Annotated in this window: 27 protein-coding genes and 1 other RNA gene; 24 read left to right on the top strand and 4 right to left on the bottom strand. The window is 40.5% G+C overall.

Features of this window, described 5'->3' with window-relative positions; all coding sequences use genetic code 11:
* The first annotated feature begins 53 nt into the window (after window positions 1–53).
* From gpsB to greA, 10 genes are all read left to right on the top strand, one after another.
* Window positions 54–386, top strand: coding sequence for a cell division regulator GpsB (gpsB, locus tag HMPREF1519_RS00995; RefSeq protein ID WP_002889860.1), 333 nt, complete (start codon window positions 54–56; stop codon window positions 384–386).
* 14 nt (window positions 387–400) lie between these two features.
* An RNA gene (rnpB, locus tag HMPREF1519_RS10160) (RNase P RNA component class B) lies at window positions 401–768 on the top strand.
* 152 nt (window positions 769–920) lie between these two features.
* Complete coding sequence (locus HMPREF1519_RS00990) at window positions 921–2,087, top strand: THUMP domain-containing class I SAM-dependent RNA methyltransferase (RefSeq protein WP_037610729.1); 1,167 nt, start codon at window positions 921–923, stop codon at window positions 2,085–2,087.
* A 2-nt stretch (window positions 2,088–2,089) separates the two neighbouring features.
* On the top strand, window positions 2,090–4,090 hold the full coding sequence (locus HMPREF1519_RS00985) for a cell division site-positioning protein MapZ family protein (RefSeq protein ID WP_022496369.1): 2,001 nt from the start codon (window positions 2,090–2,092) through the stop codon (window positions 4,088–4,090).
* A gap of 110 nt (window positions 4,091–4,200) precedes the next feature.
* Window positions 4,201–7,296 carry a DEAD/DEAH box helicase gene (locus HMPREF1519_RS00980; protein ID WP_022496368.1) on the top strand — a complete coding sequence of 1,032 codons (3,096 nt, stop codon included), beginning with the start codon at window positions 4,201–4,203 and terminating at the stop codon, window positions 7,294–7,296.
* Between the two features lie 155 nt (window positions 7,297–7,451).
* Window positions 7,452–8,168, top strand: a complete 717-nt coding sequence (locus tag HMPREF1519_RS00975; protein WP_014633860.1) for a hypothetical protein — start codon at window positions 7,452–7,454, stop codon at window positions 8,166–8,168.
* 26 nt (window positions 8,169–8,194) lie between these two features.
* Window positions 8,195–9,523, top strand: a complete 1,329-nt coding sequence (murC, locus tag HMPREF1519_RS00970; RefSeq protein ID WP_022496367.1) for a UDP-N-acetylmuramate--L-alanine ligase — start codon at window positions 8,195–8,197, stop codon at window positions 9,521–9,523.
* A 59-nt stretch (window positions 9,524–9,582) separates the two neighbouring features.
* The gene (locus tag HMPREF1519_RS00965) at window positions 9,583–10,077 is read left to right on the top strand and encodes a GNAT family N-acetyltransferase (protein ID WP_037610666.1); all 495 of its coding nucleotides are present in this window, start codon (window positions 9,583–9,585) and stop codon (window positions 10,075–10,077) included.
* Between the two features lie 96 nt (window positions 10,078–10,173).
* On the top strand, window positions 10,174–12,150 hold the full coding sequence (gene mltG / locus HMPREF1519_RS00960) for an endolytic transglycosylase MltG (protein ID WP_002883612.1): 1,977 nt from the start codon (window positions 10,174–10,176) through the stop codon (window positions 12,148–12,150).
* A gap of 84 nt (window positions 12,151–12,234) precedes the next feature.
* A complete protein-coding gene (gene greA, locus HMPREF1519_RS00955; protein WP_002883697.1) occupies window positions 12,235–12,717 on the top strand; it encodes a transcription elongation factor GreA in 483 nt (160 codons plus the stop codon).
* Window positions 12,718–12,884: 167 nt separating this feature from the next.
* On the opposite strand, the gene yidC is transcribed toward greA, so the two are convergent.
* Both yidC and HMPREF1519_RS00945 read right to left on the bottom strand, forming a co-directional pair.
* Window positions 12,885–13,802, bottom strand: coding sequence for a membrane protein insertase YidC (gene yidC, locus HMPREF1519_RS00950; RefSeq protein WP_002886520.1), 918 nt, complete (start codon window positions 13,800–13,802; stop codon window positions 12,885–12,887).
* Between the two features lie 86 nt (window positions 13,803–13,888).
* Window positions 13,889–14,167 (bottom strand): acylphosphatase, encoded by a 279-nt coding sequence (locus HMPREF1519_RS00945; RefSeq protein ID WP_037610664.1) that lies wholly within the window; start codon window positions 14,165–14,167, stop codon window positions 13,889–13,891.
* 102 nt (window positions 14,168–14,269) lie between these two features.
* On the opposite strand from HMPREF1519_RS00945, the gene HMPREF1519_RS00940 reads away from it, so the two are divergent.
* The 3 genes from HMPREF1519_RS00940 to HMPREF1519_RS00930 all read left to right on the top strand — a co-directional run bounded on the left by HMPREF1519_RS00940 (window position 14,270) and on the right by HMPREF1519_RS00930 (window position 16,325).
* Window positions 14,270–15,007 (top strand): TrmH family RNA methyltransferase, encoded by a 738-nt coding sequence (locus tag HMPREF1519_RS00940; protein WP_002883652.1) that lies wholly within the window; start codon window positions 14,270–14,272, stop codon window positions 15,005–15,007.
* A gap of 101 nt (window positions 15,008–15,108) precedes the next feature.
* Entirely contained in the window at window positions 15,109–15,612 is a 504-nt protein-coding gene (locus tag HMPREF1519_RS00935) for an HD domain-containing protein (RefSeq protein WP_002883682.1), read from the top strand.
* 23 nt (window positions 15,613–15,635) lie between these two features.
* Window positions 15,636–16,325, top strand: coding sequence for a Bax inhibitor-1/YccA family protein (locus HMPREF1519_RS00930; RefSeq protein ID WP_002883648.1), 690 nt, complete (start codon window positions 15,636–15,638; stop codon window positions 16,323–16,325).
* Window positions 16,326–16,361: 36 nt separating this feature from the next.
* Here HMPREF1519_RS00930 and HMPREF1519_RS00925 read toward each other — a convergent pair whose 3' ends face one another.
* Complete coding sequence (locus tag HMPREF1519_RS00925) at window positions 16,362–17,498, bottom strand: DUF5105 domain-containing protein (protein ID WP_037610662.1); 1,137 nt, start codon at window positions 17,496–17,498, stop codon at window positions 16,362–16,364.
* 136 nt (window positions 17,499–17,634) lie between these two features.
* Here HMPREF1519_RS00925 and HMPREF1519_RS00920 point away from each other — a divergent pair, with 136 nt between their 5' ends.
* A complete protein-coding gene (locus tag HMPREF1519_RS00920; protein WP_037610660.1) occupies window positions 17,635–18,888 on the top strand; it encodes a diaminopimelate decarboxylase in 1,254 nt (417 codons plus the stop codon).
* Between the two features lie 32 nt (window positions 18,889–18,920).
* On the opposite strand, the gene HMPREF1519_RS00915 is transcribed toward HMPREF1519_RS00920, so the two are convergent.
* Window positions 18,921–19,463, bottom strand: a complete 543-nt coding sequence (locus HMPREF1519_RS00915) for a TetR/AcrR family transcriptional regulator (RefSeq protein ID WP_002883702.1) — start codon at window positions 19,461–19,463, stop codon at window positions 18,921–18,923.
* Between the two features lie 245 nt (window positions 19,464–19,708).
* Here HMPREF1519_RS00915 and HMPREF1519_RS00910 point away from each other — a divergent pair, with 245 nt between their 5' ends.
* The 10 genes from HMPREF1519_RS00910 to yidD all read left to right on the top strand — a co-directional run bounded on the left by HMPREF1519_RS00910 (window position 19,709) and on the right by yidD (window position 25,855).
* A complete protein-coding gene (locus HMPREF1519_RS00910) occupies window positions 19,709–19,960 on the top strand; it encodes a YneF family protein (protein ID WP_002883695.1) in 252 nt (83 codons plus the stop codon).
* 63 nt (window positions 19,961–20,023) lie between these two features.
* Window positions 20,024–20,839: a glutamate racemase gene (gene racE, locus HMPREF1519_RS00905; protein WP_002883619.1), complete on the top strand. Its 816-nt coding sequence runs from the start codon at window positions 20,024–20,026 to the stop codon at window positions 20,837–20,839.
* Window positions 20,832–21,806 (top strand): nucleoside-triphosphate diphosphatase, encoded by a 975-nt coding sequence (locus tag HMPREF1519_RS00900; protein WP_037610658.1) that lies wholly within the window; start codon window positions 20,832–20,834, stop codon window positions 21,804–21,806. The genes racE and HMPREF1519_RS00900 overlap by 8 nt, the downstream gene beginning before the upstream one ends.
* Window positions 21,788–22,309, top strand: a complete 522-nt coding sequence (locus HMPREF1519_RS00895) for a metallophosphoesterase (protein ID WP_037610656.1) — start codon at window positions 21,788–21,790, stop codon at window positions 22,307–22,309. Before HMPREF1519_RS00900 ends, HMPREF1519_RS00895 begins: the two co-directional genes overlap by 19 nt.
* Complete coding sequence (gene cbpB, locus HMPREF1519_RS00890) at window positions 22,306–22,788, top strand: cyclic-di-AMP-binding protein CbpB (RefSeq protein ID WP_002883680.1); 483 nt, start codon at window positions 22,306–22,308, stop codon at window positions 22,786–22,788. The genes HMPREF1519_RS00895 and cbpB overlap by 4 nt, the downstream gene beginning before the upstream one ends.
* Window positions 22,742–23,503, top strand: coding sequence for a site-specific tyrosine recombinase XerD (gene xerD / locus HMPREF1519_RS00885; protein ID WP_037610654.1), 762 nt, complete (start codon window positions 22,742–22,744; stop codon window positions 23,501–23,503). The genes cbpB and xerD overlap by 47 nt, the downstream gene beginning before the upstream one ends.
* Window positions 23,503–24,216 carry a segregation/condensation protein A gene (locus HMPREF1519_RS00880; RefSeq protein WP_013990031.1) on the top strand — a complete coding sequence of 238 codons (714 nt, stop codon included), beginning with the start codon at window positions 23,503–23,505 and terminating at the stop codon, window positions 24,214–24,216. Before xerD ends, HMPREF1519_RS00880 begins: the two co-directional genes overlap by 1 nt.
* Entirely contained in the window at window positions 24,209–24,790 is a 582-nt protein-coding gene (gene scpB, locus HMPREF1519_RS00875; RefSeq protein WP_037610652.1) for an SMC-Scp complex subunit ScpB, read from the top strand. Before HMPREF1519_RS00880 ends, scpB begins: the two co-directional genes overlap by 8 nt.
* 91 nt (window positions 24,791–24,881) lie before the next feature.
* A complete protein-coding gene (locus HMPREF1519_RS00870; protein ID WP_002883686.1) occupies window positions 24,882–25,607 on the top strand; it encodes a pseudouridine synthase in 726 nt (241 codons plus the stop codon).
* Window positions 25,607–25,855 (top strand): membrane protein insertion efficiency factor YidD, encoded by a 249-nt coding sequence (yidD, locus tag HMPREF1519_RS00865; RefSeq protein ID WP_013990033.1) that lies wholly within the window; start codon window positions 25,607–25,609, stop codon window positions 25,853–25,855. The genes HMPREF1519_RS00870 and yidD overlap by 1 nt, the downstream gene beginning before the upstream one ends.
* Window positions 25,856–25,864 lie beyond the last annotated feature (9 nt).

The raw sequence follows: 25,864 nt of genomic DNA, 5'->3' as shown, positions 1-25,864 counted from the left end.
ATTAGACAGTAAAGTATTAGTAAGTTAGATAAGACAAGTATTGGAGAATAAAAATGGCTAAGATTAATTTAACGCCCAAGAAAATCTACGAACAAGAATTTAAAACAAGCATGCGTGGATACGATAAAAAAGAAGTTGATGAGTTTCTAGACGATGTAATCAAAGATTACGGTGTCTATATTGCTTTGGTTAAGGAATTGCAAGAAGAAAATGCAAAACTGAAGGCTAAGACTTCATCAGCTCCTGCTAGTCGCCCAGCATACGCAAGTGCGACAAGTGAGCCATCACGTGCGAATGCTAATGTTGCTTCGGCTTCAAACTATGATATCTTAAAACGTGTCAGTCGTTTGGAGAAAGAGGTCTTTGGAAAACAAATCGTCGAATAAAACTGGTTTGTGCAATTTTTGGATAATCGCATGGTTGCTTGTCTTCCATGAGGAAAGTCCATGCTAGCACTGGCTGTGATGCCAGTAGTGTTTGTGCTAGGTGAATTAATAAGCCTAGGGACTTGATTTTCAAGTTACGGCGAGTGAACTGGCTAAGTCTTCGGATAGGTTTTAGTAGCTCTGAAAGTGCCACAGTGACGGAGTTTTTAGGGAAACCTAAAAAGTGGAACGCGGTAAACCCCTCAAGCTAGCAACCCAAACTTTGGTAGGGGCATGGGATGGCTGGAAACGAACGGACCATCCTGACTGCTTTGCAGTAGACAGATGATTATCGAAGGAAGTGGTACCTAGTCACTTCTGGAACAAAACATGGCTTATAGAAAATTGCATATAGGTGAGGCTGGGACACATGTCTCAGCCTTCTTTTAGCAGGAATTCTCTCTTTTACAACTATATCTTCTAAAGAAAAGAGTGGAAAAATAAGCCATCAGTTAAAAAAGTTTGTACTCTTAACAATGAGATAAAAGGATGACAATGAAAGAAACATTTACATTAGTAGCAACTGCTGCAGCAGGTCTTGAGGCTGTGGTTGGACGTGAATTGCGTGAGTTAGGTTATGACACTCAGGTTGAAAATGGTAAGGTGCGTTTCCAAGGCGATGTTCGTGCAATAGCTGAAACTAACCTTTGGTTGAGAGCAGCAGACCATATCAAGATTGTAGTGGGTGAATTTCCAGCACGTACCTTTGAGGAACTCTTTCAGGGAGTTTTTGCCTTAGACTGGGAAAATTATCTTCCGCTAGGTGCAAAGTTCCCAATTGCTAAGGCTAAATGTGTTAAATCAAAGCTTCATAATGAGCCATCTGTTCAGGCAATTTCAAAAAAAGCTGTCGTGAAGAAATTGCAGAAGTATTTCCACCGTCCAGAAGGAGTGCCTCTTCAAGAAACAGGAGCGGAATTTAAGATTGAAGTTTCTATTTTAAAGGATAAGGCTACCGTTTTGATTGATACCACAGGTGCTAGTCTCTTTAAGCGTGGCTACCGTACTGATAAAGGTGGGGCACCGATTAAAGAAAATATGGCGGCTGCTATTCTTGAACTTAGTAACTGGTATCCGGATAAACCGTTGATTGACCCAACTTGTGGTTCAGGGACCTTCTGTATTGAGGCTGCAATGATTGGTATGAATATTGCGCCAGGATTTAATCGTGATTTTGCCTTTGAAGCATGGAATTGGGTGGATAAAGATTTAGTACAGTTGGTACGTGATGAAGCAGATAGCAAGGCGAATTATGATATTGAATTAGATATTATGGGTTGTGATATTGATGGCCGTATGGTTGAGATTGCAAAAGCCAATGCTCGTGAGGCAGGTCTTGAAGATGTTATTAAATTGAAACAAATGCGTTTACAGGACCTGAAAACAGATAAAATCAATGGTGTCATTATTTCAAACCCTCCTTATGGTGAGCGTTTGTTGGATGACAAGGCTGTGGATATCTTGTATAATGAAATGGGTCAAACTTTTGCGCCACTTAAAACTTGGAGCAAGTTTATCTTGACCAGCGATGAACAATTTGAAAGCAAATACGGTATGAAAGCCGATAAAAAACGTAAGCTTTATAACGGGACACTCCGTGTTGATTTGTATCAATATTTTGGTGAGCGTGTTCGCCGTTCTGAGGCTAGAAAGGTAAATTAAACGTGTCAGAAGATAAAACACAAAATGGCTATGAAGGTAGCCAAGAGCTAGATTTCCAAGATGCCAAGGAAATGACAGTCGGTGAGGCTGTCCGCAAAGAAGCTGAGATTAATGCTGGTGTAACAGAAACAGATAGCATTTTGGATAAGTATATCAAGCAACACCGCGAAGAAGTTGCCTCACAAAAATTTTCAAAGAAAATTGAAGCTGATGGCGACACATCACCTTTGGATGCTTTTATTCAAAAGCAACGTCAGGAGTTTGCAGATTCAGGTTTGATTGGTCAATCAATGGCTAATGAGTCAATCAACTCAACAGCAGCTACTGAAGAAGTAACGCCGGTCACATTTGGTTTTGGTGCTACAGATAACAAGGTTGATGAAACTCAATCTCATATTGACAAGCAGTTGCCAAATGCTCCTGTTGAACCTGAGGTTATTGCAGAACCAGAAAGTCAAAGTTCTGAAGTTATCATTACGTCAACGAATGCTGATCGTTTCATCACGTCAGAAACAGAAAAATTTGACCTTGGTGATGCACTTGCAGATTCAGCTACTTCAACTAATCAGCCAACGCCAGCCTATAACGATGCATTGGTAGATAATATTGATGATAACAATCCTTTGATTGCTAACATCGATGATCCAGAACCACAAAATCCTGTTGTTGCCAATATTGACGATACTGAGCAACAAGCCTCAAAACCTTTGTTGGATGATGCTGCTATCTCAGACACTATCGATTTGGCGGCTATTGCCTCAACAGTGGCAGGGGTAACTGGAGCAAAAGCTGACGAAGAAAAGACAACACCAAAAGTGTCTATGGCAGTTAATCGCCCATCTGCAGAAGACAGAATCTCTTCAGAGTCTATTTCACCATCGCATAAGAGTGCCTTTGATGGTGATATTCCAGTTTACCGTCGTAAAGGTGTTGTTATCGGTGCTCTAGCAGTTCTTGCTTTAGCTATTATTGGTGGTAGCTATGCTCTTTATAAAGGAACACATAGCCAATCGGCAAAAACAACAAGCACAGCTTCTTCAGCAGTGACATCATCATCAAGCAAGGACACGGCAGCTGCTGATAATAAGGCCTTCGAAGAAATGTATAAGAATTTCTTCACAGATGACGAGCAAACAAAACTCGCTAATGATCAATTTGGTAAGCTATCAGATTTGGAAAAACTGCTCAAGAAATTGGAGAAAACCAAGTATTATGATGCAGCTAAGAAAAAATATGATAACTTGAAGAAACAAATTGAAGCTGTACAAAAGATTAACAGTCAGTTTGAGTCAGATGCTCTGGTAGATGGTAGCTATAATGCCTCTATCGCTGTTAAATCCGATGCCAACTTTAATAATCTGCCAGAAAGTGTAACAACAACTGGAAATGCGAGTCTTGATAGCACTATCCAAGAAGCGATTAAGGGTGGTAAGACTCAGCTTGAAGAAAAAGCTAAAGCTGCGAGCGCAACATCTGCAGCGACAGCTGCTGATAGCGCCAATACTGCTAGTCCTGCTGCACCTTCAGGTGATAACACGTCTGGAGCAGCTTCTACTGGTGGTGGTGCGGCCGCATCAAATACTTCTGGAGCGCAAAATGGATCAGCTAACTCAGGTGCAACTGGTTCAACTGGTGCGACTGGAGGAACTACTGGTGGCTCAGCTGCAGCTTCAACAGTTGTAACACGCGGAATCACAAATTATAACCCATCAATCCTTCAACGTGACCGCTCACGTGTGCCTTATAATGCAAATGTAGTAGCAGATACAAGTAACCCAGCTTGGACTTGGGCTGATGGTGTTCTTGATAAGATTATTGAAACATCACACTCACGTGGTTACTTCTCAGGAGATAACTTCATCCTTGAACCAGTTAACATCATCAATGGTAATGGTTACTACAACTTGTACCTTCCAGATGGAACTTACCTCTTCAGTATCAACTGTAAGACAGGTTACTATGTTGGTAATGGTTCAGGTCACTCAGATAAACTTGATTATTAATAATAATCTGCGACACTCCCTAGGGAGTGTTTTTTTTGTTTTATCTTGGTGAAGGCCTAGTTTATAAGGATTTTGTGCTATAATAGAGGGATAAGATAGGGGTGAATACTATGGCAAAATTGATGCCGGGTAGAGTCCGTAATGAGGGTATTGAACTTTTTGAAAAGGATCTCATTACCATTCATCAGGTCTCAGAAACTCAGTTGGATACAACAGTTGACCAACATCATTTAATTTATGCACTCAATGATTCTGAAATCACGTGTGACTGTGATTATTTCGCTCAAAAAGGCTATTGTCCCCATTTGGCAGCGGTTGAGTATTATCTAAAAAATGATAAAGAAGGCCAGCGTCTCTTGGCAGAACTGGAAGAGGAACAAGAATCCTCTCAAGGCCAAGAGCGAGGTCACTCTTTTGGTGGTTTATTTTTAGAAGGGCTTTCCCTGAATGAAGATGATACCGTTAGATATAGCTTGATGGTAGAGGGAGAGGAATCTACCTTTGGTTCAGAGATTTGGTGGAGTATACGTTTACGTCGCTTACCAGATGAACGTTCTTATGTTATTCGAGATATTCCTGCCTTTCTCAAACTTGTAGAGGCTGAGGGTTATTATCAGATAGGTAAGAACTACTATGAACCCCTATCACTTATTCAATTTGACCAGGCTTCACAGGCATTTTTAGACTTCTTAGGACGGATGATTCCAGATGAAGCCAAGACTAATTTAGATTTTATTTTACCGAATAATGCACGTCACCTTTGTCTCCCTTACGGTTTTTTTGAAGAAGGTTTGAGACGGATGCAAGATTTGGATGGCTTTAGGTTTGAATGGGAAGGAGCCGAATATCGCCAACTTTTGGTCGAGGATTTGACTGCTGATGCTCAGCTCTTCTCGTTTGATATTTGTGTCGAGCCCAAGATGATTGAATTGACTGTCGCTGAGAAGAATAGTCAGGCGTTTTTTAATAATCGTATTCTCTTTTATCAAGGTGTTTTTTATCGTCTGAATCGAAAACAACAAAAACTTTTGGTTGGCTTACGCTCTCTTCCAATCGGAAGTGATTTGAATAAGCACGTCAGCTTTAATCTCGATGAACAAGCCATCTTGGCTGCTAGTCTTTTTGATTTTAGGACTATGGGGCCAGTTAAGGCACCAAAAGCTTTTAATATCAAGGATTTCACACCGAGATTTCGCTTTGATCTGAAAGGTGACAGTGAGATTATTCTTACATTATCCTTTGATTTTGATGGTTTCTTGGTACATGATCGCCAAGAGTTGAGTCATTTAGGATTTACCAGTAACTATCGTCATGAGCAGGCTGTTTTTCGTTTGATGTCTAAGCATGGATTCACCCCTGATTTTCAGTCATCTAAACGATTAAGTAGCAGTCAAGAGCTCTATGATTTCTTTACAAATACTCTACCAGATTTTGAAAATGCAGGAACGGTTCTGATTGGACAGGAGTTACGTGACTTACGGGTTGAGCAGAGTCCACAGGTTCAGGTAGAGCGTCAGGGAAATTTATTAGATATTTCCTTTGATTTTTCAAGTCTTGACGACGAAGATGTGGATCATGCTTTAGCAGCCTTGATGGAAAGCTCGCCCTATTTTATCAATCGTAGTGGTCAGTTGATTGTTTTTGACGAAGCGACGCATCGTATTAGTGAGAGTCTCAAAACTCTGAGAGCTCGTTACTCAGGAAAAGGTCACCTAGAACTCAATCAATTAACTGCCTATCAATTGATGGATGCTCTTTCAGAAAGTGATTCTGTTCGTTTTTCAAAAGATTTCCAACTCTTAACGCAACATTTGAGTAAGCCAGAGACCTTTGATTTGCCAACCTATAAGGTAGAAGCTGGCCTTCGTCCCTACCAGGAAAAAGGTGTTCAGTGGCTATCGATGTTGCATCACTATGGTTTTGGCGGTATCTTGGCCGACGATATGGGGTTGGGGAAAACCTTGCAAACTATTGCCTACCTCTCTGCACATTTAGAAGAAGGACAACGAGTTTTGGTTTTGTCACCATCAAGTCTGATTTACAATTGGCAGGATGAGTTTAAAAAGTTTGCCCCTCAGTTAGATGTAGCGGTTTCTTATGGACTCAAGCCAAAACGTGATGACATCATTGCCGAAGACCACCAGATTATTATTACAAGCTATGCTTCCTTCCGTCAGGATTTTGATGCTTACAAGGCTGGTAAATATGACTATCTCATTCTCGATGAGGCTCAGGTCATGAAGAATACACAGACAAAGATTGCCCAATATCTACGTGATTTTTCTGTTCCACATTGCTTAGCACTATCTGGAACGCCTATTGAAAATCATTTGTTGGAGATTTGGTCTATTTTCCAGATTATTCTACCAGGACTTTTACCAGCTAAAAAAACTTTCCTTAAGTTAACACCTAAGGAAGTGGCTAGGTATATTTCTCCCTTTATTCTAAGACGTAAAAAAGAAGAGGTCCTTCCTGATCTACCAGATTTGATTGAAATCACTCACCAAAGTGAATTGTCAGATGCTCAAAAGGCTATCTATTTAGCACAATTACAACAGATGCAACAAGGATTAATTTCAGCAAGTGATCAGGAAATCAACCGTCGTAAGGTGGAAATCTTGTCAGGAATTACCCGCTTACGACAAATCTGTGATACCCCAGCTCTCTTTATGGACTATGCGGGAGATAGCGGCAAATTAGATAGCCTTAGAGAGTTGCTTAGCCAAATTAAGGAGTCGGACCATCGTGTCCTTATCTTCTCACAATTTCGTGGAATGTTAGATATTACAGAGGGGCTCTTACAAGAATTAGGGATTTCCTCATATAAGCTAACAGGGTCAACACCATCTGATAGTCGTCAGGAGATGACCAGAGCCTTCAATCAAGGAAGTCGAGATGCCTTTTTGATTTCTCTGAAAGCAGGAGGAGTGGGACTGAATCTAACTGGTGCTGATACGGTAATTCTGATTGACCTTTGGTGGAATCCAGCGGTAGAAATGCAGGCTATTAGTCGTGCTCACCGTATAGGTCAGGAACAAAATGTCGAAGTTTACCGTTTGATTACAAGAGGGACTATTGAAGAGAAAATTCTTGAGCTTCAAGAAGGTAAGAAAAACCTCGTCACAACAGTATTGGATGGCAATGAAAGCCGTGCCAGCATGACAGTAGAGGATATTAAAGAAATTCTTGGTATTGCAATATCTTAATTTGTTATATTTAATATTGGAATACTAAAATATAAAAATGCTACTAGGCAAATCTTTTGAATTAGGCTATAATAGGATATTGCAAGACGTATCTCCCCATTCCCGATTATTTATATTAAGATACGCATCATCTCGAAAATGAAAGGAAGTCTTTTATGCATCGCCAAAGACGACAATTTCCGCTGATTCCAGACGGGGAACCTTGCTTGCAAGAACCGGTCTCTATGCGCCTATACGAAAATGAAGATTTAATCACAAATATCCGTGGCCCTTACCAAGATAAGGACTACAATGATTTGTTGCCGAACTATGATTTCTTGTCAGCTAAGCCTAGCAATCGTAAGCAGGCTCCAAAACGAGTGGAGACACAAGAAGCTGGCATGACTTATGCTGAGGAAGCCCGCGAAAAGGCTAAGCGTGATGTACGTGAGAAACGCCAAAAATTCCTCCGCCAAGAAGTTCAACAAACCAAACATACTAATAGCCGTCAACTGACTGCTAAGCCTAAGGTAGAAGCTAAACCAAGCTTTGAGGCCACTGTTGAGCCAGCTGCTGTAACAACGGATAAAGGACCAGTGACAGCCTCTATCTTGGGAGCTCCTGTAAGTGCTATCAAGCGAACTTTAGCACCTAATGGGAAGCACTCAAAGATCCATCACTTGGCAAATCGTCTGCAACAAGATTCTTACATCTTGGCAGAAGTGGCTCCAACCTATCAACAGCCTAGTAACCCTTCTCGTAAGAACGTCAAGAAAAATAGCTATGACTTCTTGAAACGTAGCCAGGTTTATAATTACCCAGAACGTCAAACTTACCGTGAACACCGAGTTGCTCAAGAATTAAATTTGACGCATTTAGAAGACGCAAACTAATCGCAGTGCGATTGTAAGGAGAAACTATGTCTAAAACTTATCATTTTATTGGAATTAAAGGATCTGGTATGTCAGCTTTGGCTTTGATGCTCCACCAAATGGGACACAAGGTTCAAGGTTCAGATGTGGAAAAATATTACTTCACTCAACGTGGTCTTGAGCAAGCAGGTATCCCTATTCTTCCTTTCGATGAAAAAAACATCACAGAAGATGTTGAATTGATTGCTGGAAATGCCTTTCGTGAAGATAACAACGTTGAAGTTGCTTATGCGATTAAAAATGGCTACAGCTTTAAGCGTTACCACGAGTTCTTGGGTCACTTCATGGATCAATTCACTAGCTTTGGTGTGGCAGGTGCACATGGTAAGACTTCTACAACAGGTCTCTTGTCACATGTTATGAAAAATATCACAGACACGTCATATCTTATTGGTGACGGAACTGGACGAGGTTCTGCTAATGCGCAATACTTTGTCTTTGAGTCTGATGAATATGAACGTCATTTCATGCCATACCACCCAGCATACTCAATCATCACTAACATTGACTTTGACCATCCTGATTACTTTACAAGTATCGATGATGTGTTCTCTGCCTTTGATGATTATGCTAAGCAAGTGCAAAAAGGACTCTTTGTTTACGGTGAGGATCCACACCTTCGTAAGATTACAGCCAATGCGCCAATCTATTACTATGGTTTCGAAGAAAATGATGACTTTATAGCAACAGACATTGTGCGTACAACGACAGGGTCTAATTTCAAGGTGAAACATGATGGACAAATCCTTGGAGAATTCCATGTGCCAGCCTATGGTCGTCACAATATCTTGAATGCAACTGCGGTTATTGGGAACCTCTATGTAGCTGGTTTTGACATGGACTTGGTTGCGGAACACCTTAAAACTTTCTCAGGTGTTAAACGCCGTTTCACAGAGAAAATTATCAGTGGTACTGTTGTCATCGATGACTTTGCCCACCATCCAACTGAAATTATTGCAACGCTTGATGCAGCACGTCAAAAGTACCCATCTAAAGAGATTGTTGCTATTTTCCAACCACATACCTTCACACGTACCATCGCCCTTCTTGATGAATTTGCTGAAGCTTTGAGTGAAGCAGATGCTGTTTATTTGGCGCAAATTTACGGTTCAGCGCGTGAGGTTGACCATGGTGATGTTAAGGTTGAAGATCTTGCTGCTAAGATCAATAAACCTGCCAAAGTGGTTACAGTTGAAAATGTCTCACCTCTCCTTGACCATGACAATGCTGTTTATGTCTTTATGGGAGCTGGGGACATCCAACTTTACGAACGCTCGTTCGAAGAGCTCCTAGCAAGCTTGCAAACACACATGTAATATATTAAGGGCTGTAGCGATTTCGCTCAGCTCTTTCTCTTAATAGAAAGGAATTTGATATGCTTATTCGACATGCCCGAGAGGATGATTGGGCTGATGTTGTTCGTATCGAACAAGAAAATTTTTCGCCTGAAGAGGCTGCAACTCCAGAGGCTATTGCAGAGCGTTTAGAGACGATTTGTGATACCTTTCTAATTGCTGAAATTGATGGCGTTGTAGCTGGTTACATCGAAGGACCTGTGATTGCGGAACGTTATCTCACAGATGACCTGTTCCATAAAGTGGCTCCTAATGCTAGTCAAGGAGGTTTTATTGCAGTGACTAGTTTGTCTATCTCCAAAGACTTTAAAGGGCAAGGTATTGGAACAGCCTTGATTGCAGCGCTTAAAGATCTGGCTATTGCTCAAAAACGCCAAGGTATTAGTTTGACTTGTCATGATTACTTGATTGCTTACTATGAGATCAATGGTTTCACTGATGAGGGAGAATCGGAATCAAATCATGGTGGAAGCTCTTGGTATAATATGGTCTGGGAGAACCCAGAAACCCATTGATTTCAGTGTTACGTTACTGTGACAAAGGACCAATTGATTTGCATTAACTGACTTTTTAAGATATAATGGCGTTTGTTACTATAGAGGAGGTATGCCTTGACGGACAAGTTTAATGAACACTCGGAAGCTTCTGAAGATAGCCTAAGCTTCAAAAATCAGATTCTCCGAGACTTACAAGAAGCGACACGGCTCCGTTCTCTTCGTGAGGAGGAGCATAATAAAAGTGCAACTATGCCCGAGACACCACTTTCAACGTCAGCTGAGAGCGCTACAACTCGTAGTGATTCAGCGTCTAATAAAGTAAGTAACCAAGATTTTAGTTCACATTCTGTTTCACACAGTGCCTTTGCTAAATCTATGACTTCTGAGACAGCCCAAGATTCTCAACAAGATAGTCTTGGCTTGTTTTCAGATTCCCAAGCGGAGTCTTTAGTATCTGATGCTCATTCAAACCTAGCGTCTATTCCTAAAGAGCCAATTGAGGAGGAGACAAAGGTAAATATCCCTCAGGAGACTGAAACGTCGAAACGCCGTTTTAAACGTCCAGTTTGGGAGACTAGTCTTAACGAAGCATCTGAAGAGGAGTATATTCCTGCAGATGTGGCTAAGGAGCTCATTGAAGCTAAGTCTAACGAAGCTATTTATACAGACCCTAAAGAATTGGAGGCCAAATTGACCTCAGAACGTCAAAAAGAAGCATTCTTGCAGGAACATCATGAAACAAGTGACCAAGCGTCGCAAGAAAAGGTTCAATCAGAGCTAGTAGCTGATGGTAATGAGGATGATGAGAGTATTGCTCTAGAACCCTCTGGAAAGCCTAAGAAAAAGAAAGGCAAGAAAGTGAAGAAGAAAAAGTCTTCACCAAAAGATGGTAAACAGGCTGACATTGTCGACGAAGAGCCGATTTCACGTTCTAACCGAAATCACAAACGCAATAAAAATAACCGCCGTGCTGGGAAAATTGCAAGAAATATTATTATCTTCTTGCTTCTTATCTTGTCAGTAGCGACATTCTTTGGTTATCGTTATGTTAGTGATGCTGTTGGCGCAAAAGATGTTAATTCAACTAAGTTTGTTAGTGTTGAAATTCCCGAAAATTCAGGTAGCAGTTATATTGGCCAACTCTTGGAATCAGCTGGTGTTATTAAGTCTGGTAAGGTCTTTAATTACTATACCAAGTTTAAGAACATCTCAAATCTGAAAAGTGGTTATTACAACCTTCAGGCTAGCATGACCATGGATGAAATTATTGAGGCACTTCAGAAAAAAGGAAGTGATAAACCTCAGGAGCCATCTCTTGGTACGGTCTTAGTCAAAGAAGGATATACCATTGATCAAATTTCCAAGGCAGTTGAAGTTAATTCTTCAGCTAAAAAAGGCAAAAAATCATCAACTGGACTTAAGGCGAAAGATTTCTTGAAATTGATGAAGGATGATGCTTTCATTACTAAGATGAAAGCGAAGTATCCAACCTTGTTGGCAAACCTTCCGAATTCTACGGATGCTAAGTATGTCCTAGAGGGTTATCTGTTCCCAGCGACTTATAACATTCATGATGATACGACGGTGGAGTCTTTGGCAGAGGAAATGTTGTCAACGATGGACACCTACCTATCACCTTACTATGCGACGATTTCATCTAGTGGACACAATGTTAATGAGATTTTGACCCTAGCTTCTCTTGTTGAAAAAGAAGGAGCTACAGATGACGACCGTAAAAATATTGCGAGCGTCTTCTATAATCGTCTAAACTCAGACATGGCTCTACAAAGTAATATCGCAGTTCTTTATGCTCTTGGAAAACTTGGTCAGGAAACGACCTTGAAAGAAGATGCAACTATTGACACAAACATTGACTCCCCTTATAATGATTATGTTCATAAGGGGTTGATGCCAGGTCCTGTGGATAGTCCTAGTCTGTCTGCGATTGAAGCGGTTATCAATCCATCATCTACCAAGTACATGTACTTTGTGGCAGATGTAACCACTGGTAATGTCTATTTTGCTGAAAGCTATGAAGAGCATCAGCATAACGTTGAAACTTACATTAACAGCAAACTAAAAGATAAATAGTCTGATTGGCTCATTAAAACCAAGCAAACGAATAGTGATTTTGATGATGCAGCCAACGGCTCAAAAAATAGAAAAGAGAAAAAAATGGCAGAAAAAACATATGTAATGACACAAGCAGAGAAAGAACAACTTGAAGCGGAATTGGAGGAGTACAAACTCGTCCGTCGTCCAGAAGTTGTAGAACGTATTAAGATTGCACGTTCTTATGGTGACCTTTCAGAAAACTCTGAGTATGAAGCAGCCAAAGACGAGCAAGCCTTTGTTGAAGGACAAATTCAGATTCTTGAAACAAAAATTCGTTATGCAGAAATCGTTGATAGTGATGCTGTTGCTAATGACGAGGTTGCAATTGGTAAAACTGTTGTTGTTCAAGAAGTTGGTACAAACGACAAAGATACTTATCATATCGTTGGGGCAGCCGGTGCTGACATCTTCTCAGGTAAGATTTCAAATGAAAGCCCAATTGCTCAAGCTTTGATTGGTAAGAAAGTTGGCGACAAAGTCGCTATCGAATCACCAGCAGGTAGCTACTCTGTAGAAATCCTTAGTGTAGAAAAAACAGCCTAAGTGACTGTTGGCGTTAAAGTGTCTAATATTTGAAACTAGTGGGAGTGAGACAAAGCAGTTGTTCTGTCTCACTCCCTTTTTGGTTGCCGGCGCTAGTAGGAGTTAGGCTAGTCTGAATTAATCTATAAGAAAAGCACTCTTGGCAAATGCCAAGAGTGCTTTGTAGCTTATTTACGATTTTGCTTACCGGCGTTACGGTTTTTCTTTGGTTTACTTGCAATTGCTTGAGTATTTTTTGGTGTTACATCTTTACGCTTGATTGGTGTAGTACGAGGTGCTTTTGGAGGGTTCTTTTTGAACTCTTCAGCAACTTTTTCTTTCAAGCGAGGTTTGATGATGTAGTTGGTAATCAACTGTTGGATAATAGAGAAGATACCACCAACGAACCAGTAGAGGATTACGGCTGCAGGTGAGCTGATACCAAAGAAAATCATCATGATCGGCATACTGTACATCGTCGCTGCCATTTGTTTACGTTGCTCTTCAGGAACTTGTTGAATAGACAACCAAGATTGGAAGTAGTAAAGAGCTGCGATGATGATAATCAATGGGAAGTCACGGTGACCAAGGTTAAACCAGAGGAAGTTATCTTGGAGTACACCAGGAGTGTAACGTGCTGCGTAGTAGAGTGCTGAGAAGAATGGGAACTGAATCAATAGAGGAAGACAGCCAACACCCCCCATCAAGCTTAGACCGTTTTCACGCTGAGCTTGCATAAGTTCAGACTGGGCAGCCATTTTTTCTTCTTGAGTTTCAGCGTTACGCAAACGTTCGTTGATTGGTTCCAAGATAGGCGCAAGGTACTCACGTTTTGCTGATTGGTAGGCTGCGCTACGAGATTGGTGAAGACCAAGTGGCAAGATAATCAAACGAACAATGATGGTAACAAAGATAATACCAAGACCAAAGCCGAGACCAAGATTATCTGCGAAGTAGGTGATAACGTGGCTCATAGGGCGACCAAGGAGGTTCCAGACCCAACCAGTAGGATTACCAGACTTATCAAGGCTCACACATCCTGATAGGAAGAGTAGCATGCTGGCAGCAAGCCCCATCAGGGCTAGACGTTTTTGATTTTTATTCACAATATCATTCCTTTTGTTTTTTAGTTATACTTGTCTATTTTACCTTTTTTTAAGAAAGAGAACAAGCTAAAAACGGTGGCTTCCTCTTAATTAGCCATCCGAAAATCGCTGTAATTTGCGAAGTTTGCCATGGTCACATCGACATAGGTTACTTTAGACCATTTTGAAGGTCCTTTTCGAACTTCTTGAATAAATTTAGCTAACTTAGCAGGATTTTCTGACTGAGCTAGGATTTCAACAGTTCCGTCGTCATTATTCCAAACCCGACCGTATATATCTCCAATATCTAGTGCTAGAGCATAGGTTGAATAACGAAAACCAACACCTTGGACTCTTCCTGAGACTAATAATCTTACTTTTTGCATGGTCCACGACCTCCTTTTGAAAGCTCTTTCCTTTAGTATAATCCTTGCTATAAAGTCGGTCAAGTCCAAGATTTATCAAGGAATTTCTGCTATAATGAGTGTATGGAAATCATTCAATCAAAGCAAAATGCTAGCATTAAATCTGCTAGAAAATTATTGCAGCGCAAGCACCGTAAAACTAGCTATCTTTTAGAAGGATGGCATCTTTTTGAGGAAGCAAAGGCAAGTGGTGCCGATATTCTTCAAGTTTTCGTGCTTGAGGAAATGGCTAATCGTGTGGCTAATATGGCTAAGGTGAAGTTGGTTAGTCCAGAGGTGCTCAAGGAGCTCTGTGAAACCCAGACCCCCCAAGGGATTGTGGCAGAAGTTGCTAAACAATCTCAAGCCTTGCCAGAATCTCTCTCAGGGAAGTATCTTCTCTTGGAGGATGTTCAGGATCCTGGCAATGTAGGAACAATGATTCGCACAGCGGATGCCGCAGGTTATGACGGAGTCTTTTTGTCAGATAAATCAGCTGATATTTATAATCAGAAGACCTTGCGTTCTATGCAGGGAAGTCATTTCCATCTTCCAATCTATCGTGGACCTATTCTTGACATGGTTGAGGCTTGCAAAAAGCAAGGGGTACCTGTTTTGGCAACGACTCTCTCAGATATTTCTGTTGACTATAAAGCAGTTAAGACAGATGGCAATTTTGCCTTAGTGATGGGAAATGAAGGTCAGGGAATTAGTCAGGATATGGCTGAGTCTGCTGATCAACTCGTACATATTAGCATGCCAGGTCAGGCGGAGAGTCTGAATGTTGCTGTTGCAGCAGGAATTCTCATGTTTAGTCTCTAGGTCTCAAGGATGATTTTAGGAGAAAACAACTGACTTTTAAAGTAATTTTAAGCACTAGTGGTATAATGAAGAAGCATTAGAAACATTAATGAGGTATTATTATGAAACGACCAGAAGATGATAAAGAATTCATGGAAGTTGTGGGACATTTGATTTCACACCCACGTTTTCAAAAATTGGATGGGATTGTACAGCACCATCATTCGACACGTTTAGAACACTCGGTTAATGTTAGTTACACCAGCTATAAGATTGCTAAAAAATTTGGCTGGGATGCCAAGAGTACTGCTCGAGGCGGTCTCTTACATGATTTTTTCTATTATGATTGGCGAGTAACTAAATTTAATAAGAGTCATGCTTGGGTACACCCACGTATTGCTGTTCGTAATGCCAGAAAGCTTGTTAATCTAAACAAAAAAGAAGAGGATATTATCCTCAAGCATATGTGGGGAGCAACGATTGCACCGCCGAAGTATAAGGAATCTTATATTGTTACGATGGTGGATAAGTATTGGGCGGTTAAAGAAGCGGCGACACCCTTACGAAACCGAATTAAAAATCGTAAGTTTTTCCGTCGTAAGACCCTACAAAGCCACCACCAATAATTCATTATTTTTAGGAGATAGCTATGGAATCAAATGCAATTTATACGACTAGTGATGCGGGCTTAAGCCGCTTTTTCGGAAAGATTTATGGCCTTGTCGGTATAGGAGTGGGACTTTCAGCAGTCATTTCTTATCTGATGCTCTTTCCTCTCTCACATGTTTTTGTCAATATTCTCATGAATTATTCTTGGGTTTACATGGCAGCCCTCTTTTTAGAGTTTGGTTTGGTCTTTTTGGCTAGCGGTGCTGCACGAAGAAATACACCTGCGGCCCTACCTCTATTTTTGGTTTACTCCGCTTTGAATGGATTTACACTTAGTTTTATCATCGTTCAATATACGCAAGCCATAGTTTTTCAAGCCTTCCTTAGCACTGCCATTGTTTTCTTTATCATGGCCCTTATCGGAGTTAGTATTAAGCGAGATCTATCAGGCATGGCTAAATTCCTTATGGCAGCCTTGATTGGGATTATTGTGGCTAGCTTGATTAATATTTTCTTTGCAAGTAGCATGATGAGTTTTGTGATTAGTATTGTATCAATTCTTATTTTCTCTGGTTTAATTGCCTACGATAACCAGTTGATTAAAAAGGTTTACTACGGTGCCAATGGTCAGGTTACAGATGGATGGGCAGTATCTATGGCGCTTAGTCTTTACTTGGATTTCATTAACTTATTCTTGAATATCTTGCGACTCTTTGCTAGACGTAATTAGTAAAAAAATCAGCCAGATGGCTGATTTTTTTAATGTCTAATAGTTTTTTGTAAGTGTCCCTTGCTGACCTGTGTAAGCGTAGAAGAGTGGGTAGTAATCCCATTTTCCGACATAGCTATCTTTATCTGGGAAGGCCCACTTGTCGTCTTTTTTAGTAAGCTCGACTGAGTAATTATCAAAGATATTTGTTCCTTCTGTCTTTGGTGCTGATGGACTTACTTCTTTGATTGAATTCGGTAGGTAAGTTTCCATGTAGTATTGTCTTGTTAGTTGGTCGACATTTCCAGCGTTAGCACCATTGCTTTGTAGGTAGTTTTTAAGGTCATCTGTGAGATTTGGGTGATTAGCACCATAGGCATCGTCTGCAGCTTTCATACTGATAGTTGACATGCTGACGTTAAACTCTGCTTTATCTTTAGCGACGATAATGTTATCAACAGTGTAGCTACCGCGTTCACGGTTAGCAGTTTGGACCCAACCAAAAACTTTTGGAATTTCATCACCGGTTGGTTTGATATGATCAGTATCATCATAGCTGTATTGAAGGCTATCTGAGAAATATTGGTTAAGTTCACCCTTGGCTTTATCCAAGTCGTTAGAAACAAATTTACTGTAGTCTTTGCTTTCACCACCTAGAAGAACTGCGTTGAAATAAGCGTCAATAGCCTTTTTAACATTGGTAGTTGTTTTACCATCGAAATCTTTTAGGCTAGTAGAAACTGTTTGTCCCTCTGTTTTCTCATCTTTTGATTCAAAATAGAGTTTATAGCTTTCGTCGTTGTTAACTTCGAAAAAGAGTGAGACAGTCTTGTAGTCGTCAGCTTCAAGCTTCCCAAAGTCATCTGTAGCGTCCTCTACGTTCTTATTTTTATTGAAGAGAGTAGGTAGGTCGCCCTTATCGAGCTTGCTTGCTGTGACTTTTTTACCATCTTTATCTTTGAGGTAGAATTGTTTAGCAGATGTTTTGAGCTCATTTTCCATATCTTCCGAAGTATTCTCGAGTTTGAATGAAACTTCGACTAGGGTTTGGTCATCCTTGAGCTTGAGGTCGCTTCCTGACATATAGACAATATCGTTAACAGAAAGCTTGGCATCAAGTTTTGGTTTGGCACATGCTGAGAGCGTTAAGATGGCTGCTAGAGCAAGAGCCCCAGAGTAAAGATATTTTTTCATAAATAATCCCCCATTATTTTATTTAGGTTATAGGTCTATTGTATCATGAATTATGCCTTGAGATTATTAGAAAATTGGGTTTCAAGCCTTTTCTTATGCTATAATAGGATTACTATTGTAAAAAATGGAGAATCAAATGACAAAAACACCTTTTATTACGGCTGATAAACTTGAACAAATCACTGGAGAATTTCCAACACCTTTCCATATTTACGATGAAAAAGGTATTCGTGAAACAGCGCGTGCAGTTAACGCAGCCTTTTCGTGGAATCCAGGTTTTAAAGAATTCTTTGCTGTAAAAGCTACACCTAATCCAGCAATCCTCAAAATCTTGAAGGAAGAAGGGTGTGGTGTCGATTGTGCGACCGATACAGAGCTTGTCATGAGTAAGAAAATTGGTTTTGATAGTAGTGCCATTAGCTTTACGTCTAATGATACACGTGCTGAAGAGTTTGTTTACGCGCGTGATATTAATGCGACAATTAACCTTGATGCTTACGAAGATATCTTTTTCTTGGAAGAGGCTGCAGGACTTCCTGAAACCCTTTCTTTGCGCTTTAACCCAGGGGGCGTCTTCTCTCTCGGTACTGATATCATGGATCATCCTGAAGAATCAAAATTTGGGATGACTAAGGAACAGCTCTTCAAAGGCTATGCCTACCTTAAAGAAAAAGGAGTGAAATCATTCGGTTTGCATGCTTTCTTAGCGTCAAATACAGTAACGAATGAGTATTACCCAACCTTGGCTGCTCAACTGTTTGAATTGGCGGTAGAAATCAAGAATGAACTTGGTGTTAGCCTTGACTTTATCAACTTATCAGGTGGTGTTGGAGTGGACTACACACCAGCCAATAAACAAAATGATATTGCCGTTATCGGTGAAGGGGTTCATGCTAAATTTGATGAAATCCTTGTTCCGAATGGTCTTGGACATATCAGTATTTACACTGAACTTGGGCGTTTCATGACAGCACCTCATGGCCTTGTCGTTACTAAGGTTCTTCATATTAAGGATACTTATCGTCGCTATGTTGGTGTAGATGCTTCTGCGGTTAACTTGCTCCGTCCAGCTATGTACGATGCCTACCACCACATCACGAATATGACTAATCCAGATGGTGACATTCAAGTAGTTGATGTGACAGGTTCACTTTGTGAAAATAATGATAAGTTTGCTAAGAACCGTGAATTGCCAGAAGCTCGTATTGGAGATACATTGGTTATCCACGACACAGGTGCTCATGGTTTCTCAATGGGTTACAACTATAATGGACGTCTTCGTTCTGCAGAAATTCTCTACCAAGAAGATGGCACAGCTCGTATGATTCGTCGTGCAGAGACGATGAATGATTACTTTGCCACTCTTGATGGTTTTGATTTTGATATTTAACAAAAAATAAGCTAGGCCTTAAAGGCTCTAGCTTATTTTACTTTAATGATGACAGCTTCAAGAATGATATCGGCTAACTCCTCAGGGGATTCGATACAGCCTTCTTTGAGCCATAGTGTTAAAATGGTAACAATGGTGCTAACATAAACTTCCAATGAATATTTGGCAGGGATATGATAGCTTTGTTCCATGAGTTCTGTAACATTTTCAATATCAGAGTTAAGGATAGTCTCGATAATGAATTCACGAATCATCTCATTGATGTTTGGAATGTGTGTCATCAAGGTGAGACAGAGTTTTTGATTTTCCTTAAGATATCGTAGCATTTCAGTGACAACACCTTCTTGGTAGGTCATGTCTTCCTGAAGAATACTTGAGATTTTATCTAAAATCTTTGAGAAGGTTGTTTCAACCAAATCTTCCTTATTTGAATAGTAGTAGTAGAAGGTCGGTCTGCTGAGATTTGCCTTCTTGATGATATCTGTGATGCTGATTTGTTCGAGTGAACTCTCCTCTAAGAGTTCAATAAATGCGTTGACAATTTTTCGTTCGGAAATAGTTGCTTCCTTGAGCATAAATAAACCCCTTTATATAAACATAATAATAATTCCACAACCTATATAATAACCTATTTTTGTTCTAGAAATCTTACAAGTCCTTTACACTTGTAAGTGAAAAATACTGAAAGTCTCATTTTATCGGTATTTTAAACGAAAAAACTATTTTTCTAGACGTTTTTCAGAATCAACGTCTTATTTGTCAGTAGGGCCCATTTTTGCTATAATATAAGGTAAATCAACGTTATAGGAGAAATGAATTTATGAACACCGTCCTTTGGATTATTCTTGTTTTTGTAGCCCTTTTGGGTGGTTTTTATGGAGGCGCATACTTTGCCCGCAAACAAATGGAGAAAGAATTGGCTGAAAATCCTCGTTTGAATGTGGACGCTGTTCGTACCATGATGTCAGCTGCGGGTCAAAAACCAAATGAAGCAAAAGTGCGTCAAACATATAACCAAATTATCAAACAACAAAAACAAGCACTTGCAGATAGCAAGAAAAAGAAAAAATAATGGTGGGGAGCTGGGACGTGAATCTCAGCTTTTTACATGTAACCTAGGGGATAAGGAGGCAAGATGGATAATCGACCTATAGGATTTTTAGATTCTGGTGTCGGAGGACTGACGGTGGTACGTGAACTTAAACGTCAGTTGCCTCACGAGTCTATTGTTTATATTGGTGACTCTGCTAGGGCACCGTATGGTCCTAGACCGGCAGAACAAATCAGACAGTATACCTGGCAGTTGGTTAAATTCCTTCTGACCAAAGATGTAAAGATGATTGTTATTGCCTGTAATACGGCAACAGCAGTAGTTTGGGAGGAAATCAAAGGAGCCTTGGATATCCCAGTGCTAGGTGTGGTTTTGCCTGGTTCTAGTGCGGCTATTAAGTCTAGCCAATCGGGTCATATTGGTGTCATTGGGACTCCAATGACGATTGCCTCTAACATCTATGAACAAAAAATTAAGCATTTGGCACCACAAATGAATGTCTTGAGTTTATCTTGTCCTCGCTTTGCCCCTATTGTTGAATCCAATGAAATTAACTCAAGTGTGGCTAAAAAAATTGTTTATGAAAGCATGGCACCTTTAGTCGGTAAGGTAGATACCTTGGTTTTGGGTTGCACCCATTACCCACTTTTACGTCCCATCATCCAAAATGTTATGGGGCCAAGTGTCAAGCTAATTGATAGCGGAGCGGAAACAGTTCGTGATGTTTCTGTTTTGCTCAATTATTTTGAGATTAATCGCAGCCGTGAAGTCGAAGACAAGACGGAAGAATATTACACCACAGCTAGTGTGCTAGGTTTTAAAGAAATCGCAGAACAATGGCTGGGTGAAGAAGTTGCTGTCCAACATGTCGATTTGGACAAGGAGTTAGAAAATGACTAAATCAATTTTTGAATATAAAGACGAACAAGACTGGTATTTGGCTAGTTTTGGAAGCTACAATCACTTGACTTGTTTTGGTGGTGATGAGGCCTATGAGCAATTTGTTGACTTTTTCCAAGCTTTGACTAACGTTTTGGCTGTTAGTGGCTTTCAGTTACATATTGCGAAACATTCTTCAGACCTTCGCTTGGTATCCTTTATTTTGGATTGCTTGAAAGAGGAAACTGGTCGTGACCTAGCTGTTACGCAACATCAAGGGGCTTTGGTAGTTAGTGAAGGAGATAAGCTTGTCTATGTGCATGTGCCTAGAGAAGGTGTTGCCTTGAGTGATTTCTTTGGTTCTGATAACAAATCAGACTTTGGTGATGTCCTATTGATTGCGACACGCAATGAAGGAAAAACCAAGGAATTTCGTAAACTATTTGGAAAACTAGGCATTAAGGTAGAGAATCTTAATGATTATCCAGACCTTCCTGAAGTTGCTGAAACGGGTATGACCTTTGAAGAAAATGCACGCTTGAAGGCGGAAACCATTTCTGAATTAACTGGTAAAATGGTCCTCTCAGATGACTCTGGTTTGCAGGTAGATGTTCTTGGAGGTTTACCAGGAGTTTGGTCTGCACGCTTTGCAGGTCCTGATGCTACGGATGCTGAAAATAATGCTAAATTATTGCACGAGCTAGCTATGGTGCTTGATGATAGCAAACGTACTGCGAATTTCCATACAACCCTAGTTGTTGCGGCCCCTGGACGTGATAGTTTGGTTGTTGATGCCGACTGGAAGGGTTATATTGGCCGAGAACCTAAAGGTGACAATGGTTTTGGTTATGATCCACTCTTTTTAGTTGGTAATACGGGTAAAACGGCAGCAGAGCTTTCTGCAGAAGAGAAAAATGAACAATCTCACCGTGGACAAGCTGTTAAGAAACTTATGGAGGTCTTCCCAGCATGGCAGAACAAACAATAATCGTAATGAGCGACTCCCATGGAGAACGTGACATTGTAGTAGATATAAAAAATCGTTATCAAGGGAAGGTAGATGCTATTTTCCACAACGGAGATTCTGAGTTAGAATCAAGTGATCCTGTCTGGGAAGGTATCCATGTGGTTCGTGGTAACTGTGATTATGATTCAGGTTATCCAGAACGTTTGGTCGTTAAACTTGGTGATGTGATTATTGCACAAACCCATGGTCATCTTTATGGCATTAATTTTACCTGGGACAAGTTGGATCTTTGGGCGCAACAAGAGGATGCAGATATTTGTCTCTATGGCCACTTGCATGCGGCAGCAGCTTGGCGAAATGGTAAGACAGTGTTTATCAACCCAGGTTCTGTTTCGCAGCCACGTGGACCTATCCATGAGAAACTTTATGCTAAGGTGATTATAAACAGTGCAAAAATTCGTGTAGAATATTACACACGTGACCATAAACTTTATTCAGAACTTACACAGGAATTTGAACGATGATTGCTAAAGAATTTGAAGATTTTTTGTTGGCTCATTTAGATAATTATTTAATTCCATCAGATCAGGTTGCTATTTTTATTGATAGTCACAACGCTGATCATGTGGTCTTGCTTTTGACAAGCAATGGTTATTCGCGCGTTCCCGTTTTGACTAAGGATAAGCATTATCTTGGGACCATATCTTTGACGGATATTAAGCGATATCAAGATGAACATAACTTGCAAGAGTGGGAGATGGTTAACCGTGATATCGGACCGATGACATCAGATGTCGTGGAAACAGTGGAAGATAATGCCAATCTAAATGAGGTAATGCATAAGCTAGTTAATAATCCTTTCCTTCCTGTGGTTGACAGCCAAGGCATTTTCAAAGGAATTATCACACGAAAATCGATTCTAAAGGCGGTTAATAGCCTCTTACATGACTTTACACATGACTATATCATCATTCCAAAAACAACTGACAACTCAGATCACTGATTTTCTGGCTACTAAGGTCATTTCGGAGAGTTCAAAGCAAGCTTATGCTTATGATCTTAAGCAGTTTGCAACGTCGATTTCAGGACAAATTGATCAAACCAGTCTTAAGCTCTATGAAAACCAACTGAAGGAATGGAAGCCATCTGTACAAAAGCGTAAGCGCTCTGCGGTCAATCAATTTTTGCTATACCTCTATCAAAAGGGTGAATTAGAGAAATTTTTCAAACTATCAGAGACGGTTACAATACCTTCTCAGGAGGATAAGTTGCGAATACTGGATCTTTCATCGCTTTATGAGGGGCGTGAAGGGGTTGGTAAGCTGTCTTGTCTGCTGATTCTAGAGTTGGGGCTCTTACCTTCAGAGATTTTGGAGTTGGACTGGTCCGATATTGACTTGGATTTTGGTGTTGTAACTGTGGCCAAGGGAAGCACTAAGCGTGTTCTCAGACTTGAAGCAGATGTGAAGCAGTATTTGTTGGCTATTAAAGATGCGAACAGCCAGGGCTTGCTTTTGGGTAAGGTCTATACTCGACAATGGCTGTATAAGCAAATCCAGACTTATGTTAGTGACTGTGGCTTATCGAATGTAACCGCTCAAGTCTTGCGTCAGCAATTTATTCTTAGACAGATTGAAAAGGGAACGGGCGCCTTTGAACTTGCTCGTTTACTGGGACTAAAAAGTCCAGTGACCTTGGAGAAATACTATAAAACCTAATGGATATTAAGTTAAAAGATTTTGAGGGGCCACTGGATTTGTTGCTCCATCTGGTTTCTAAGTATGAGGTAGACATTTACGATGTTCCCATTGTTGAGGTTATCGAGCAATACTTGGCTTATTTGGCAACCTTGCAAGCCATGAAGCTTGAAGTTGCTGGGGAATATATGCTTATGGCTAGTCAGCTCATGCTGATTAAGAGTCGTAAGCTTCTGCCCACAGTGGTGGAAGCTGAGCCTGAAGCAGATGATCCTGAACAAGAGCTCTTGAGTCAATTGGAAGAATATGCACGCTTCAAAGCAGCTAGTCAAGAGTTGGCTAAGCAGCATGAGGTACGAGCTCAGTATTTTTCAAAACCAAAAGTAGAATTGGTTTATGAAGATGTGACTCTGAATCAGGATAAGACCATTCAAGATATTTTCTTGGCTTTTTCAAAAATCATGGCTGAAAAGCAAGAAGAAATTCGCCGAAATCACACGACTATTGCGCGTGACGATTATAAAATTGAAGACATGATGCTGATTATTGAGGAAGCATTTGGCTCAAAAAATGAACTACATTTAGATGAACTTTTCACCGATGCTAAAGATATGAATCAAGTAATCACCCTCTTTTTGGCAACTCTTGAATTGATTAAGGTACATCGCATATCAGTACAACAGGAAACAATTTTTGGAACAATCACACTAAGAAAGGAATGGACGAATGAGTAGTCACTTAGCACGATTAGAAGCTTTACTTTTTGTGGCAGGTGAAGATGGTCTTAGTCTACATGCTATGGCACAGCTTTTGGAAATGCCAGTGACAGGTCTGACTCAGTCCTTGGAAAAATTGCAAGCCAAGTATGAGGCAGATGAGGGTTCAGCTCTTTGTTTATTGGAATCGTCAAATACCTATAAGCTGGTGACTAAGCCAGATTTTGCAAGTCTCCTTCGTGACTATTCTAAAACGCCAATCAACCAAAGTCTATCCAGAGCGAGTCTTGAGGTTCTCTCTATAGTTGCTTATAAACAGCCTATTACACGTGCTGAAGTCGATGACATTAGAGGTGTTAATTCTAGTGGTGCTATTGCTAAACTTCAGGCCTTCAATCTCATTCAAGAGGCTGGTAAAAAAGATGCTGTCGGTCGTCCTAACCTATATGCGACTACTGATTATTTCTTGGACTATATGGGAATTAACAGTTTAGACGAACTTGTGGCGATTGACCAACTAGAACTTGAAGAGCAGGAAACGAGTCTCTTTAGGGAAGATACTCCAGAAGAGCTTGAGGACTCGGACAATTAAGAGTAAACCTTGTTGAAACTAATCATTAAAAAGAAAGAAACATAGCAGAGATGCTAGGTAGAAAGGATACAGCTTAAGCTGTAGAAAAAGAATGCGAATTAATAAATATATTGCCCACGCTGGTGTGGCCAGCCGTCGTAAGGCTGAGGAACTGATTAAAGAAGGTCGTGTGACCCTAAATGGTAAGACCGTTACGGAATTGGCAACCATTGTCAAAAATGGTGACATTGTTGAGGTAAATGGTAGTCCAATTTATAATGAAGAGAAGGTCTATTATCTTCTTAATAAACCACGAGGGGTTATTTCTTCGGTATCTGATGAGAAAAATCGTAAGACGGTGATTGACCTCATGCCCCACGTTAAGGAACGTATCTATCCTGTTGGTCGTCTTGACTGGGATACGACTGGTCTTCTTATTTTGACTAATGATGGTGACTTTACCGATAAAATGATTCACCCACGTAATGAGATTGACAAGGTTTATTTGGCGCGTGTCAAAGGTATTGCGACCAAGGAGAACCTCCGTCCATTAACTCGTGGTGTGGTCATTGATGGCAAGAAAACCAAGCCAGCACGTTACAATATTATCAAAGTTGACCATGAAAAGAATCGTTCAGTTGTCGAATTGACAATTCATGAAGGGCGTAACCACCAGGTTAAGAAAATGTTTGAATCAGTGGGCTTGCTCGTTGATAAGTTGTCTCGTACCCGTTTTGGAACCCTTGATTTGACAGGGCTTCGTCCAGGTGAATCACGCCGTCTAAATAAGAAAGAAATCAGCCAGCTTCATAACGCTGCTGTCAATAAGGTCAAATAATGAAAAGATTTCTGATTGCCTTGGTCAGGGCTTATCAGAGATGGATTTCTCCCCTATTTCCACCGTCTTGTCGTTTTCGTCCAACTTGTTCGGTTTATATGATCCAAGCAATAGAAAAGCATGGCTTAAAGGGAGTTCTTATGGGAATTGCCCGTATCTTAAGATGTCACCCTTTATCAGAGACTGGAGATGATCCGGTGCCAGATTATTTTAGTCTAAAACGTAATAAAACTCCTTTGGATAAATGAATCCAAAGG

The sequence above is a fragment of the Streptococcus sp. SR4 genome, assembly GCF_000517725.1.
Classification (GTDB): domain Bacteria; phylum Bacillota; class Bacilli; order Lactobacillales; family Streptococcaceae; genus Streptococcus; species Streptococcus salivarius_F.
The sequence above is the reverse complement of the archived record's forward strand: the minus strand, read 5'-3'. Positions and strand labels throughout refer to the sequence as shown.

What these genes read in the sequence shown, in the direction of transcription:
- HMPREF1519_RS00880 (WP_013990031.1), top strand. Translation starts at nt 23,503, where the DNA reads ATGGATATTAAGTTAAAAGATTTTGAGGGGCCACTGGATTTGTTGCTC.
- HMPREF1519_RS00870 (WP_002883686.1), top strand. Translation starts at nt 24,882, where the DNA reads ATGCGAATTAATAAATATATTGCCCACGCTGGTGTGGCCAGCCGTCGT.
- HMPREF1519_RS00910 (WP_002883695.1), top strand. Translation starts at nt 19,709, where the DNA reads ATGAACACCGTCCTTTGGATTATTCTTGTTTTTGTAGCCCTTTTGGGT.
- murC (WP_022496367.1), top strand. Translation starts at nt 8,195, where the DNA reads ATGTCTAAAACTTATCATTTTATTGGAATTAAAGGATCTGGTATGTCA.
- HMPREF1519_RS00915 (WP_002883702.1), bottom strand. Translation starts at nt 19,463, where the DNA reads ATGCTCAAGGAAGCAACTATTTCCGAACGAAAAATTGTCAACGCATTT.
- gpsB (WP_002889860.1), top strand. Translation starts at nt 54, where the DNA reads ATGGCTAAGATTAATTTAACGCCCAAGAAAATCTACGAACAAGAATTT.
- yidD (WP_013990033.1), top strand. Translation starts at nt 25,607, where the DNA reads ATGAAAAGATTTCTGATTGCCTTGGTCAGGGCTTATCAGAGATGGATT.
- scpB (WP_037610652.1), top strand. Translation starts at nt 24,209, where the DNA reads ATGAGTAGTCACTTAGCACGATTAGAAGCTTTACTTTTTGTGGCAGGT.
- HMPREF1519_RS00925 (WP_037610662.1), bottom strand. Translation starts at nt 17,498, where the DNA reads ATGAAAAAATATCTTTACTCTGGGGCTCTTGCTCTAGCAGCCATCTTA.
- HMPREF1519_RS00945 (WP_037610664.1), bottom strand. Translation starts at nt 14,167, where the DNA reads ATGCAAAAAGTAAGATTATTAGTCTCAGGAAGAGTCCAAGGTGTTGGT.
- HMPREF1519_RS00935 (WP_002883682.1), top strand. Translation starts at nt 15,109, where the DNA reads ATGAAACGACCAGAAGATGATAAAGAATTCATGGAAGTTGTGGGACAT.
- xerD (WP_037610654.1), top strand. Translation starts at nt 22,742, where the DNA reads ATGACTATATCATCATTCCAAAAACAACTGACAACTCAGATCACTGAT.
- HMPREF1519_RS00895 (WP_037610656.1), top strand. Translation starts at nt 21,788, where the DNA reads ATGGCAGAACAAACAATAATCGTAATGAGCGACTCCCATGGAGAACGT.
- HMPREF1519_RS00920 (WP_037610660.1), top strand. Translation starts at nt 17,635, where the DNA reads ATGACAAAAACACCTTTTATTACGGCTGATAAACTTGAACAAATCACT.
- HMPREF1519_RS00900 (WP_037610658.1), top strand. Translation starts at nt 20,832, where the DNA reads ATGACTAAATCAATTTTTGAATATAAAGACGAACAAGACTGGTATTTG.
- HMPREF1519_RS00975 (WP_014633860.1), top strand. Translation starts at nt 7,452, where the DNA reads ATGCATCGCCAAAGACGACAATTTCCGCTGATTCCAGACGGGGAACCT.
- greA (WP_002883697.1), top strand. Translation starts at nt 12,235, where the DNA reads ATGGCAGAAAAAACATATGTAATGACACAAGCAGAGAAAGAACAACTT.
- cbpB (WP_002883680.1), top strand. Translation starts at nt 22,306, where the DNA reads ATGATTGCTAAAGAATTTGAAGATTTTTTGTTGGCTCATTTAGATAAT.
- HMPREF1519_RS00965 (WP_037610666.1), top strand. Translation starts at nt 9,583, where the DNA reads ATGCTTATTCGACATGCCCGAGAGGATGATTGGGCTGATGTTGTTCGT.
- HMPREF1519_RS00990 (WP_037610729.1), top strand. Translation starts at nt 921, where the DNA reads ATGAAAGAAACATTTACATTAGTAGCAACTGCTGCAGCAGGTCTTGAG.
- HMPREF1519_RS00940 (WP_002883652.1), top strand. Translation starts at nt 14,270, where the DNA reads ATGGAAATCATTCAATCAAAGCAAAATGCTAGCATTAAATCTGCTAGA.
- HMPREF1519_RS00980 (WP_022496368.1), top strand. Translation starts at nt 4,201, where the DNA reads ATGGCAAAATTGATGCCGGGTAGAGTCCGTAATGAGGGTATTGAACTT.
- racE (WP_002883619.1), top strand. Translation starts at nt 20,024, where the DNA reads ATGGATAATCGACCTATAGGATTTTTAGATTCTGGTGTCGGAGGACTG.
- HMPREF1519_RS00930 (WP_002883648.1), top strand. Translation starts at nt 15,636, where the DNA reads ATGGAATCAAATGCAATTTATACGACTAGTGATGCGGGCTTAAGCCGC.